Genomic DNA, 11,205 nt, shown 5'->3' with positions numbered 1-11,205 from the left:
TCGCGCATGCACTGTCAGGCATGCGGTCATAGCTGGCGGTACGGGGCCTAACAATTCGTTCAAGCCGAACTTGCTTCGTTACACCAAAACCATGGCAGAAAAAGCTTGCCATGGCTTTGGCTCCACTACGCAAGTCGGCTTAACTCAAGCGTTAGGCGGCTAACAACCAATGACGCAACTTGCAGCTCTTCTTTTCGTTGCTCTCGGCTTGGCGCACTCCGTTCTTGGTGAACGGTACATCCTCGTGCGGCTGTTCCGCCGAGAGGATCTACCCAAGATTTTCGGCAGCACCCAGTTCACCACCAGAACTCTTCGCTTTGCCTGGCACGTTACAACTGTCGCTTGGTTTGGCTTCGCTGCATTGCTTGTGCAGATCGGTCAGGGCCAACTCACATCGTCCAGTGCGGCACAGATCATCGGCTTTACCTCCATCGCGTCCGGCTTTCTGCCGCTCATCATCACGCGTGGCAAGCACTTGTTGTGGCTGGTACTGTTCGTCATTGGCGGCATCTCGCTGTTCTGGGGCGCCGCCTAACAGTTCGTTCAAGCCGAACCTACTTCGCTACACCAACAACATGGCAGGTAAAGCTTGCCATATTGTTGGCTCCGCTACGCAGGTCGGCTTAACTCAGGTGTTAGGCAAATAGGGGACAGTTCCGTGAGCGAGACGAAAGGATTCCTGAGCCAGCTTCTATGGCTTGAGCAGAAAGACGTGACGTTAAAGTTCCTATTCGACCACATCCGGAACTATGGACTAGCTGTAGTCGTATTTATTGGCGGAACTATTTTGTGGCAGGATCAGGCCGCTTCGTACTCATCGATCCCTTGCTTAGACAAAATAACCGGCGGCCTGTTGTGTATCGTGGGTTTTTTGCTCTATGTTCTCAATCTGTGTCACATAATTTGGGCGATGGTTGTGCTCAAGGTTCGGATGCTTCCGTACCTCCTAATCGCCATATTTATCTTCCTATGCGGTGGCGGGTTTGTGTGGTCGCTGCTGCAACGAGGCGGGCTTTTCGCCTAACAATGCGTTCAAGCCGAAGCCGCTTCGTTCCACCAAGTACATGGCAGATGCAGCTTGCCATGTGCTTGGCTCCACTACGCGTCTCGGCTTAACTTAGGTGTTAGGCCTGTGTTGACATGTAATCGTAACGGAGATGCGCAATGAGTAAGCACTTTGGACTCTCGAACATCTATCTCAAGGTTGGCTTTGCTTTGGTTGCCATCTCGTTGGCCATGCTGGTCGCTGCGTTTGTCGTTCCATCGGCCACAAGATATCTAAGTGGCAGTATTGCTGGCTTCTGCTTCGTCTCAGGCGCTGTTCTCTATGTCATTGGCCGTATTGCGCAGGTCAGGCGCTCTCGTGCACAGGCCTAACAGTTCGTTCAAGCCGAGCGCGCTTCGCTACACCAACAACATGGCGGAACAGCTTGCCATGTTGTTGGCTCCGCTACGCACGTCGGCTTAACTCAAGCGTTAGGCCGCTGTCCAAACCATCTCCCCGGAGGAGTGCTGTGGAAGGTTTTATAGTTTCCGTTGTTGTCATTGCCCTGGCGATCTGGTTTTTGCGCGGGTTCGATAAAGTCGCCGGTCGTGGGCCGAAACAGGTGAAGGATGGAGTTGACCAATCGTCCATGGGATCTACTGATAATCCTAAGCGCGTCGCATGCCCGCACTGTGCGGAACTCATTCTTCCGGCCGCAAAGTTGTGTCCGTTCTGCAGGTCGCAGCTAAGTGACAATGCGGGCCCAGCGGCCTAACCGTTCATTCAAGCCGACCCCGCTTCGCTGCTTCTCTTGAGTTGACAGGTGCTGGTAGGCTTCCGGCCATCAAACATCGCCGCTGTGGGGCGGCTTAACTCAAGGTGTTAGATGCGACAGACACATTTGGGGGAATCTGATGAAAGCACTGGGGAAGTTATTTGACGGGCTGACCGTCGTACTGATGCTGCTCAACATGCTTGGCGGCATTGTTGCTGGCATATGGCTCGCCATACTGGGCGAATGGGGCACAATCTTCCGCGGCCTTGCGGCCCTCATTCTTGGCGGCTTTGTGATTAGTCTCGCAATGATGCCGAGCTTGCTGCTGGCTGCTCCAGCCGCTGCACTTCAGTCAAAAGGCAGTCGCGCCGGATTCTACTTCTTTGGTCTGCTCAGCATGGTTTATACCTACGCCGTTCTGATCGCTTGGTGCATCTTGGTGATGTTGTACTTTGCCAATCGCGCCGACGGAGACTCTGTCATTCCTACAATGCTTTGGGCATATGGCGCTGCAACGGGGCCAATCGCCTATCTGGCTCAGAAGGATCTCCAATCTGGCAATGAGTACGCAGCCATTTCAACGTTCTTCGCTCAAGTTGCGTTCGTTGTATCTGTATTCGTAGCTTTCATTCTTCGGCCGGGGCTTCTGGGAGTAGTCCTTGTTTTTTCGACCATCATGCTCGTTGGCCTCGTTTTGCAGGCAGTGATCGCGCACTCCGTTGACAAAGCTCAAAGATCGTATGGCCGCATCTAACAATTCATTCAAGCCGACGTTGCTCCGCAACGCGGCTTAATTCTGGCGTTAGGTGTCTTAGGGGAGATCATGGATATCTGGGAAGGGAACAAGCTGCTGCTTTTTATTGCATTTGCTGTCCCAGGCTTCATCAGCCTGAAAGCGTACGAAATTCTTTGCCCCTCAAGCAGCAGAAGCAGCTCGGACCGTATTATCGATGCAGTCGCATACAGCTGCATCAACTACGCAATTTTGTATTTGCCTATTCGATGGATAGAGGCCTCCGGATCGCTAGAGCGCTGCCTGTTTGGCTACTACATCTTTTACCTATTCGTCTTCGTCCTAGCACCATTTCTATGGGCCTACTTATGGAAGAAGATCAGAGAAAGCGAATTCTTCCAACGACGCGCCCCACATCCCACAGAGAAGCCTTGGGATTACGTCTTCAGCCAGCGCAAGCACTATTGGGTAAAGGCAACCTTGATGGACGGAACCGTTATCGCCGGGCGTTACGGCGAAGAATCCTTTGCTTCAAGCTGTCCGGCAGAAGAGCAAATTTACCTGGAAGAAAGGTGGATTCTTTCCGGCGAGGGCGAGTTTGTTCGAAAAGTTGAGCGCACTGCTGGCACAATAATTCTCGCCAAAAATATTAGCCATCTGGAACTGAAGGAGTGAGAGCGTGACTAAAGATCGCAAACCATCGAACGAGGGCTACCGGCCGGAATACGTCGAAAAAGGGTATAGGCCGTCAAAAGCTCCCAGTGAAGACGGTAAAGGCCCCGCCCAAGGTGGCTACCAGCCGGAAAAAGGCAGGGGTGACAATCCTGCAAACAATCCACCTGGTAAAGACTGACACCTAACAATTCGTTCAAGCCGAGCCCGCTTTGCGGCCTCGGCAGAGCCGTCGTGACATTAGTCACTCTGCCGTGGCCGCAAAGCGGTCCGGCTTAACTCGGGCGTTTGGTACCACATGCCAACTCAACAGTTCTCGGATGAGCAGTATCGGCAAAGGTTCTGTGGCGGGGAGTCAATTGATCCACGTTCTGTGCAGGCCGTTGCGCTCGAACATGCGCTGGACATTCGAAAGTTTGAGATCGAGCTCTACTGGAAGCGAGCTAGCTATTTTTGGACTTTCATCGGCGCGGCGCTAGCGGGATATGTTGCGATTCAAGCCTCTGCTTCTCAAGCCAAAGAGCATCTCTCCATACTGCTGTCCTGTCTGGGCTTGACCTTCTCCTTCGCGTGGCTTCTCGCGAATCGGGGGAGTAAATACTGGCAAGAGAACTGGGAAAATCACGTTGACATGCTTGAAGACGCGGTCACGGGACCACTCTATAAGGTGGTTCTATCGCGCAATGACCCGGCCAATAGACCAGAGTTGATTGCGCATCTCTTCACCGGTCCCTCGGCGTTCTCCGTATCCAAGATCAACCAACTCCTGAGTATGTTTGTCACGTCAATATGGATCGTTCTGCTGGTTGGCAGCCTTCCTCCATTCTCGTTTCGAACAAGTGTGAATTGGACATATGCTTTCGAGATCGGCATGGCCGTACTCGCTTGCACACTGATGGTGGTGTACGGAAGGACCTACGACGGTGGCTATTGGCATAAGGGCACCATTCGCACAACGAGCATCAACAATGGCACCTAACAAATCATTCAAGCCGATGCCGCTTCGCAGCACGGCTTAATTCTGGCGTTAGGCCCGTTTACCAACCCTCATGGCAAGTTTGGAACAACAAGACGAGTTCGTAGCCTTTCGCGAGTCTTGTATGTGGCTCCAGAACTGCTTTAACACGTTCCAACACCTCTACAACTCCGACCCAGAGACGGAAGCCGCACTCCGCAGAACAGCGTCGTTGTTCTTCGGAGACTTAAACTCGATCTTGCAGGAGTACTTCTTTCTACAGGCCAGGAAAATCACCGATCCCGCAAGGTCTTATGGCAGGGAAAATCTGTCGGTAAATGACATCAACGCTGGCCTGACCGAAGCCGGTCTCATGACCCCGGAAATATCTGCTCTTTCGGCCAGCATGCTCTCCTATCGGACCCTTATCTCCGACATCTCAAACCGTGTCGTTGCTCATGCTGATAAGGCAACAGCGCTTTGCCCAGGGCTAGTTGGCGCGCACTCTGAGAGCGAGCTGGAGTCCTTCATGTCAAACATTCGTGCTTACACAGATGCAGTTGGCATTGCGCTCGGGATCGGCCCGTTGGACTATAAGACCCAAGCCGGGTCCGGTGACGTCGTTGACCTCATCAGAACACTGAAGCAGGCCTAACAATTTATTCCAGCCAAAGCCGCTTCGCGGCTCGGCTTAATTCAGATGTTAGGCCGCACAACGGACGCGCTATGCACCGGACCCGTGTAGCCAAATGCAAGATTCGCGAACTGCAACGCCTCGCCGTGCTTGACGACACAATAATCAGCTAAAGGATCAACTGCATGTTCACAAGACGCGACTTCTTGATCACATCCGTGGCGACGACCGCACTGATGGCCAGCCCGGTCGGCGCAGCAGCTGCCACGCGCCGCTTTGACGCCGCCGAGCGGCTTCAAGCGCTCGAAGTGGGTTATGCGCGTCTTGGTGTTTGCTTCCTTGACACGGCTACCGGTGAAGTCAGCGGCAACCGCATGGATGAACACTTCGCGATGTGCTCGACGTTCAAGCTAGCGCTCGTCGCCGCCTACTTGCGCGAAGCGGACCGGGGCCGGATGGATCTTGATGAAATCCTGACCTATTCCGAAGCCGATCTTCTGCCTTGGGCGCCCGTGACGCGCGAGAATCTCGCCAAGGGCGGCATGAGCATTTCCGCACTGGCACAGGCGGCCCAGGAACTGAGTGATGGCGTTGCCGCCAACCTTCTTGTCAAACGCTTGGGCGGTCCGGCCGCCGTCACAGCGAAGTTTCGCGAGATGGGCGACACCGTGACCCGGCTTGACCGCTATGAGCCAGATCTGGGTTTGGTGCTTTCGGCTGACCTTCGCGATACCACCTCGCCCCTGGCGATGGCGCAGCTCGTCCGTCGGATTACGACCGGTGATACTTTGCAGCGTGGTTCGCGGGAGCGCTTGCTGGGCTGGATGGAGAACACTAAGACCGGCGCCATGCGGATTCGCGCCGGACTCCCCGCCGAGTGGCGTAGCGGTAACAAGACTGGAACCGGGCGTACTGAGGGCACGACAAACAAGTGCAATGATATCGCAATCACGTTTCCGCCCGGTAGAAGCCCCATCATCATTGCTGCTTATTTTGATAGCGGCGAATATACCGAACAGACTGAGGCTCGGCATCAGGCGGTTCTCGCTGAAGTGGGAAGGATCGCGGCCGAGTGGGCTGTTGGCTAGTCGCGCACACGACTTGATCGGTCCGCAGCTGCGACGAGTGCGGCTTAACAATTCATTCAAGCCGACGTCACTTCGCGGCGCGGCTTAATTCTGGCGTTAGGCCTCACATGAGCTATTGGCAAGGACTCAGCGCGCCCTGAGAACAGGGGCGGATCAAGACTCAAACATCAGACCCTCGGGGGATGGTCGAATCCATGAAGGAAATCTGTATAGCCCGGCTGTCTGCCGGATCCGTGTTCAAGCTGGTCGGGATTGGGCTGCTGTGTTCGATGCTGCCGCTCACGATCCTGATGGGAGTCACGGCTTACTTTGGCCTCAACTCATTGGTCTGGAACGGTCAGCCTGTCACGGGGATCACCGCACTCATCACCGCACCATTCATGGGGCTTTTTCTGGTGGCGCTGTTCACGGCCCTGCATGGCACATCGATCGCCTTTGGGCTCTGGGTGTACTCTTTTATTGGCCCCTTGGAGATTGCCTTCAAGCTGCCCCCGGTGAAGCCGGAGCAGGTGGGTGAGCCCTGACAGCGGCGCCGTCGCTTGAGGAGAGTTAGATGAAGAAGATGGCGGCGGCGCTTTCCGCTGCGGTGCTTGTGCTCCTTTCTATTGGTAGCGCAGCTGCCGCTGGCTATGCACGCATTGATATTCCGGCGTCGGGCTCGGAGCCCGCAATCGCAGCAATGGTATGGACCCCGTGCGCGGATGTTCCGATGGCCGCTGAGTTGGGGCCGCACGACGTTTCGGGTTCGCCTGGCTGTCCGGTAGCGGGTGAATCGCTGCCGCTTGTCGTGATTTCCCACGGCCATGGCGGCACCCTGCTGGGGCACCACGATACGGCTACCGCGCTGGCCGACGCCGGCTTCGTGGTTGTTTCCTTGAATCATCCTGGCGATACCTTCGGCGACGATTCCGGGGCCTATCGGGTGGCGATATTCGAATCCCGGCCGCGTGATGTGAGCCGGGTGCTGTCCTTCATGCTGGAAGAGTGGCCTGCGCGCGGGCAGCTGGATCATGATGCTGTCGGTGTGTTCGGGTTTTCGCGCGGCGGTTACACCGCGCTGGCCCTGGCCGGCGCCAAGCCCAACGTGACCGCAGCCGGGCAACGGCTATGCAGCCGCTGGTGGTCGCTGATCATGCCGATGTGCCGCGAGATCAGGTTCAGTGCGCCGGAGCTGGAGCCGCAGGCCGATCCGCGTATCCGCGCCGCGGTGGTGGTTGATCCGCTGAACCTGTTTGATGATGCCGGCCTGCAATCAGTGCGCGTGCCTGTGCAGCTGTGGGCATCGGAGCTGGGCGGCGACGGGGTGGAGTTCGAGCACATCGAGGCCATCCGTACCGCGCTTCCGCAGGCCCCGGAGTACCACGTGGCGAAGGGCGCCGGGCACTTCGCCTACCTGGCTCCGTGCGCGCCGCGCCTTGCGGAGACGGCCAGGGAGATCTGTGAGGATCCGGAAGGGTTTGACCGTGTTGCGTGGCATCGGGCCATGAATGAGGCGGTCGTTTCATTCCTGAAGCGACATTTGAGCCGGTAGAAGGCTGATGGGCCAGGGCATGGAGAACAAATTGCAGGTCATCTGGAGGACCGGCCCGGGCCAGCCCGGGGTCGTTGAGTTGTAAGGGGGGCGCTGATAGTTTGCGCATGGGGAGCGTGCGGCGGTGGCTTTGAAGGCGGATGCTTTCGCCCGTGGCAGCAGGAAGTAACCACACAGTCGTATGCACAGGAGGTGTCGAGTGAACGAGCAGGGTTTTGAGTACGTCGGGTTCTGGGCGCGCGTAGGGGCAACCATCATTGATTCCATCCTGATCATGTTGGTCACGGTTCCGCTGGTGATCATGGTGTACGGCTGGGCGTACTTCGAGAGCACGGACGTTTTCATCGCCGGGCCAGCGGACTTCCTGATTACCTGGGTGCTGCCGGCAGTGGCGGTAATCCTGTTCTGGCTTCGCCTGCAGGCCACTCCGGGGAGGATGGCGGTGTCCGCGCGCGTGGTGGATGCAAAGACCGGCGGGACGATGTCTGTCGGGCAGGCACTGATCCGGTACGTCGCTTACTTCGCGTCGATCATTCCACTGTTCATCGGGATTATCTGGGTAGCCTTTGATCCCAGGAAGCAGGGGTGGCACGACAAGATCGCGGGCACCGTGGTCATTCGGCCCCAGCAACGTGGTCCGGAACCGGTACGCTTCGACGGAGCTGGCTGACCGCTGTGCGGCCCACCGACCGGCAGATTGAGCTGGCCATGCGGTTGGCTCCGCCAAGCGTCTCGGCTCAACTCGGGGTTTAGACCACCATCGAACCGTCAGAGAAAATTGAGTTCTCTGTTCGCTATCAACTTCGGGAGTATCTGGAGTTCGTAACGGAGCATGCCTTTGACACGGAAGAGTCGTTGCGCACGCTGCGCGGCATCAAGCGACGTGTCGCTCGCCTTACACTTGTTTCCATTGCTGCGGTTGGATTCTTCTACAAGGTCTACCGTGTTGGTCGATGCGACTTCAAAGTGGACCGCGACGGCGTGAGCAGGCGCACCAAGCTCGGGCCAGGCTCGGTCCCTTGGTCAAGGGTGAAGTCAGTCCACTCGTATAGTCCTGGCTTCCTGGTCGAGCTTGAGAGCGGGGCCATGCCGGTGCCATTTCGTGCTCTTTCAGTTGAGCAGCAGAGTCAGTTCCTGCTGCTGGCGGCGGACAAGCTCAGTAATGGCCCGAAACCTATTCGTGGGGCGTCTTGATTTGGCCAAAAAACGGAGACATTCCATGTCGCGCTTGGGTTTAAGCAACGTCTACCTGAAAGTTGGTCTTGGCTTGATCGCGTTGGGGTTCGCATCCGGTATCTGGCTCTGGGCGACGACATCCTGGGCCGAGCCGACAGGGGTTGCAGTAGCCTGGGTTGCCCGCGCCAGCTTCGCAAGCGGCGTCATTATCTACTTCATCGGTAGAGTGACCCAGCTGTTCCAGAAACGGGAGCGGTCCTGACACTGCGTTCAAACCGAAGCTGCTTCACAGTGTTTCGGGAGACGTTGAAACTCTGCGTGCCTGCAGTGGACAAAGCATCGAGGCGGGGTCATGAGAACACGATGAAGCCGGAGCCCACTGGTCCGCTTTGTTACGCTCGGCAGCGGGGAAATTGGCCGTTTTGGCCGGGGAGCGATGCGTGAGCGAGATCTTCGATCCGCTTTCTAGGCCGGTGGCTGCGGCGGCGCGGTTCGTGCTGTGGCTGCTGTGGGAGGTGCTGGTGCAGCGGGTGCCGTGGTACGTGGGCTGGCCCCTCTGGCGTGTGGTGACGCTGGGCCGGTTCCCGGGCGCGGCGATTGACGAGCAGGATGAGGCGCCTGGCTTCGAGGAAGTGGTGGTGTGGGTCACCGGCTTCCTGGTGATCCTGGGTCTGTCGTGGACACTCTCACGCGGGCTCGGAGTGTGATCACACCGATCATCATGCTGGGGTTGTTGATAGCGCCATGGGCAGTGCTGAATGGCTGGTCGCGGATGAACTGTCGCGGGTTTGACGGCAGGGGCGCCGGGGCGATCGGCCTGGGTCTGGTGTTCGTATTCACAGGCATCGGGCATTTCGTGCAGACCACACCCATGGTGCAGATGCTGCCGCCATGGGTGCCGGCCCGACTGCCGCTGGTATATGCCACCGGGGTGCTGGAATTTGCGACTGCCTTTGCGCTGTTTGTGCCTCGGTTCCGGCGGGCGGCGGGGTGGGCAGCTGCGGCGATGCTGGTACTGTTCTTCCCTGCAAACGTGTATGCCGCGTTCAATCACGTGCCAATGGGTGGGCATGCCTGGGGACCGGTTTACCTGCTTGTGCGGGTGCCGCTGCAACTGACGGTCCTGGTGTGGGCGTACGTGTTCACCATTCGCAAGCCTGCAGCGGTGCGAGATGCAGGCAAGCAGTGAGCGGGCTCAGTGAGGTCAGCCGTTGTCCCGCGCGGCTTGCTCCAGAGCCCGCTCCACTTCTTCCCATGCGGCATCCAGATCTACTGCGTCACCGTTGAACCACACCGCGCGCACCTGGCGGGTATGCAGGATGTTCGTGAGCGGATCGCCGTCCACCACCAGGATGTCGGCAGTGGTGCCGGCCTCAAGGCGGCCCAAGTCATCGCTGCCGAGGATGGATGCGGCTACGTGAGTGGCCGATTGCAGGGCCTGGGCGGGGGTGAGGCCGGCCTGGACCAGTGCTTCCAGTTCCTGATGCAGGGCGGCGCTGGGCAGCATGCGCGGGGCGGCGGGAAGATCCGATCCGGCGCCGATCGGCACGCCCGCGGCATGCAGCCTCGGCAGCAGGGCCGACGCCAGGCGCAGGTCGGCGGCGCTGCGCGATTGCGGGCCTTCGCCAGCCAGCACGCCTTCCAGGTACTCCCAGTAGCTTTTGAAGTGCGGACGCACGCGTGCTGCACCCGGCAGGTCGTCAAGGCTCAGGGCTTCGGGATCGTGGAGCTGGCGCGCGGCACCGGCGGTTGGCACCACGGCCATGCCACTTCCGGCGATGGCCTGCACCAGCTGCTCCAGAAGGGCTTCATCCAACGGTTCGGCCATCGGGTCTCCGCCAAGTCGCTGGTAGGCCAGGGCGGCACCGGAGATATGTTCCAGCGTGGAGACGCCGGCGGCGCCGGCCTGCACAACATCCACCTCGGCGCCGTCCAAGCCGCGGGTCAGCATGATGCCAAGGTCGGCCATGACCGGCACTCCGGCCTCGCGCGCGGTCTGTACGGCGGAATGGAATGCGTCAGGCGGGATCTGTTCGTAGAGCTTGATCCACTCTACGCCGGCATCCCGGAGTGCAAGCACGGCGATTGAGGCGTCATCGGCATTGGTGACGGTAACCGGCATCAAGGATTCCAGCGGCTGGCTGTCAAGCGGCGACGGTTCACCAGCCAGCACGCTCTTTGGGCCATCCAGTGCCGGGCCGCTGGCCAGTATGCGTGGTGCGCCGGGCGTGCTGCGCAGCGTGCCGATCATGGCCAGGGTGTTGTTGGCATCACGCACCGTGGTGACGCCCGAGGGCACGAAGGCACGGACGTAGTGCGGGCGTGCGTGTACGTGCAAGTCGATCAGGCCGGGCAGCAGGGTGGCTTGGCCGTAGTCGTGAACCAGGGTATCCGCTGGCCAGCGGCAGTCGCCCGACTTGCCTGCGCAACGGATGCGGCCTTCAGCCAATACCACCACGCCTTTCTCCAACACTTGTCCGTGGCGGGCATCGAAGACGCGGCCCAGCAGTACTGCGTCGGCGGAGGGTGGTTCAGGGGCGCAGGCCGACAGGAGGCAGAGCGCAGAAAGGGCAACGGCAAGAAATCGGGGCATGGCGGACTTTTCGGTTGATATAGGTGGGGTCGTCGATGCGTGCCCGGGGAACCCAGGCGGGTG

The 11,205-nt window shown here is 58.6% G+C and carries 17 protein-coding genes; 16 read left to right on the top strand and 1 reads right to left on the bottom strand.

Annotated features, from left to right (window positions below; translation table 11 throughout):
* Positions 1 to 169 precede the first annotated feature (169 nt).
* The 16 genes from ACW7G2_RS10795 (at position 170) to ACW7G2_RS10720 (ending at position 9,738) form a co-directional block, all read left to right on the top strand.
* Positions 170 to 535, top strand: coding sequence for a hypothetical protein (locus ACW7G2_RS10795; protein WP_456975599.1), 366 nt, complete (start codon positions 170 to 172; stop codon positions 533 to 535).
* A 123-nt stretch (positions 536 to 658) separates the two neighbouring features.
* On the top strand, positions 659 to 1,024 hold the full coding sequence (locus ACW7G2_RS10790) for a hypothetical protein (RefSeq protein WP_456975597.1): 366 nt from the start codon (positions 659 to 661) through the stop codon (positions 1,022 to 1,024).
* A 140-nt stretch (positions 1,025 to 1,164) separates the two neighbouring features.
* Entirely contained in the window at positions 1,165 to 1,377 is a 213-nt protein-coding gene (locus ACW7G2_RS10785) for a hypothetical protein (protein ID WP_456975595.1), read from the top strand.
* Positions 1,378 to 1,899: 522 nt separating this feature from the next.
* The gene (locus tag ACW7G2_RS10780; protein WP_456975593.1) at positions 1,900 to 2,514 is read left to right on the top strand and encodes a hypothetical protein; all 615 of its coding nucleotides are present in this window, start codon (positions 1,900 to 1,902) and stop codon (positions 2,512 to 2,514) included.
* A 69-nt stretch (positions 2,515 to 2,583) separates the two neighbouring features.
* Positions 2,584 to 3,168, top strand: coding sequence for a DUF6338 family protein (locus tag ACW7G2_RS10775; RefSeq protein ID WP_456975591.1), 585 nt, complete (start codon positions 2,584 to 2,586; stop codon positions 3,166 to 3,168).
* Positions 3,169 to 3,172: 4 nt separating this feature from the next.
* Positions 3,173 to 3,346, top strand: a complete 174-nt coding sequence (locus tag ACW7G2_RS10770) for a hypothetical protein (protein WP_456975589.1) — start codon at positions 3,173 to 3,175, stop codon at positions 3,344 to 3,346.
* A gap of 117 nt (positions 3,347 to 3,463) precedes the next feature.
* Positions 3,464 to 4,144, top strand: coding sequence for a RipA family octameric membrane protein (locus ACW7G2_RS10765; protein ID WP_456975587.1), 681 nt, complete (start codon positions 3,464 to 3,466; stop codon positions 4,142 to 4,144).
* A 70-nt stretch (positions 4,145 to 4,214) separates the two neighbouring features.
* Positions 4,215 to 4,775, top strand: coding sequence for an AbiU2 domain-containing protein (locus ACW7G2_RS10760; protein ID WP_456975585.1), 561 nt, complete (start codon positions 4,215 to 4,217; stop codon positions 4,773 to 4,775).
* Positions 4,776 to 4,939: 164 nt separating this feature from the next.
* Complete coding sequence (gene bla / locus ACW7G2_RS10755; protein WP_456975583.1) at positions 4,940 to 5,842, top strand: class A beta-lactamase; 903 nt, start codon at positions 4,940 to 4,942, stop codon at positions 5,840 to 5,842.
* 194 nt (positions 5,843 to 6,036) lie between these two features.
* The gene (locus tag ACW7G2_RS10750; RefSeq protein ID WP_456975581.1) at positions 6,037 to 6,366 is read left to right on the top strand and encodes a hypothetical protein; all 330 of its coding nucleotides are present in this window, start codon (positions 6,037 to 6,039) and stop codon (positions 6,364 to 6,366) included.
* Positions 6,367 to 6,551: 185 nt separating this feature from the next.
* Positions 6,552 to 7,373 carry an alpha/beta hydrolase family protein gene (locus ACW7G2_RS10745; protein WP_456975579.1) on the top strand — a complete coding sequence of 274 codons (822 nt, stop codon included), beginning with the start codon at positions 6,552 to 6,554 and terminating at the stop codon, positions 7,371 to 7,373.
* Between the two features lie 199 nt (positions 7,374 to 7,572).
* Positions 7,573 to 8,043, top strand: a complete 471-nt coding sequence (locus ACW7G2_RS10740) for an RDD family protein (RefSeq protein ID WP_456975577.1) — start codon at positions 7,573 to 7,575, stop codon at positions 8,041 to 8,043.
* 185 nt (positions 8,044 to 8,228) lie between these two features.
* Positions 8,229 to 8,567 (top strand): YcxB family protein, encoded by a 339-nt coding sequence (locus ACW7G2_RS10735; RefSeq protein ID WP_456975575.1) that lies wholly within the window; start codon positions 8,229 to 8,231, stop codon positions 8,565 to 8,567.
* Positions 8,568 to 8,592: 25 nt separating this feature from the next.
* Positions 8,593 to 8,811: a hypothetical protein gene (locus ACW7G2_RS10730; protein ID WP_456975573.1), complete on the top strand. Its 219-nt coding sequence runs from the start codon at positions 8,593 to 8,595 to the stop codon at positions 8,809 to 8,811.
* Between the two features lie 178 nt (positions 8,812 to 8,989).
* Positions 8,990 to 9,256, top strand: a complete 267-nt coding sequence (locus tag ACW7G2_RS10725) for a hypothetical protein (protein WP_456975571.1) — start codon at positions 8,990 to 8,992, stop codon at positions 9,254 to 9,256.
* Between the two features lie 65 nt (positions 9,257 to 9,321).
* Complete coding sequence (locus ACW7G2_RS10720; RefSeq protein WP_456975569.1) at positions 9,322 to 9,738, top strand: DoxX family protein; 417 nt, start codon at positions 9,322 to 9,324, stop codon at positions 9,736 to 9,738.
* Positions 9,739 to 9,753: 15 nt separating this feature from the next.
* Here the strand turns inward: ACW7G2_RS10720 and ACW7G2_RS10715 are convergent, their stop codons facing one another.
* Positions 9,754 to 11,142 (bottom strand): amidohydrolase family protein, encoded by a 1,389-nt coding sequence (locus ACW7G2_RS10715; protein ID WP_456975567.1) that lies wholly within the window; start codon positions 11,140 to 11,142, stop codon positions 9,754 to 9,756.
* Positions 11,143 to 11,205 lie beyond the last annotated feature (63 nt).

The sequence above is a fragment of the Luteimonas sp. A277 genome (assembly GCF_054052045.1).
Note: the sequence above shows the minus strand (reverse complement) of the source record. Positions and strands in the feature narration are given on the sequence as shown.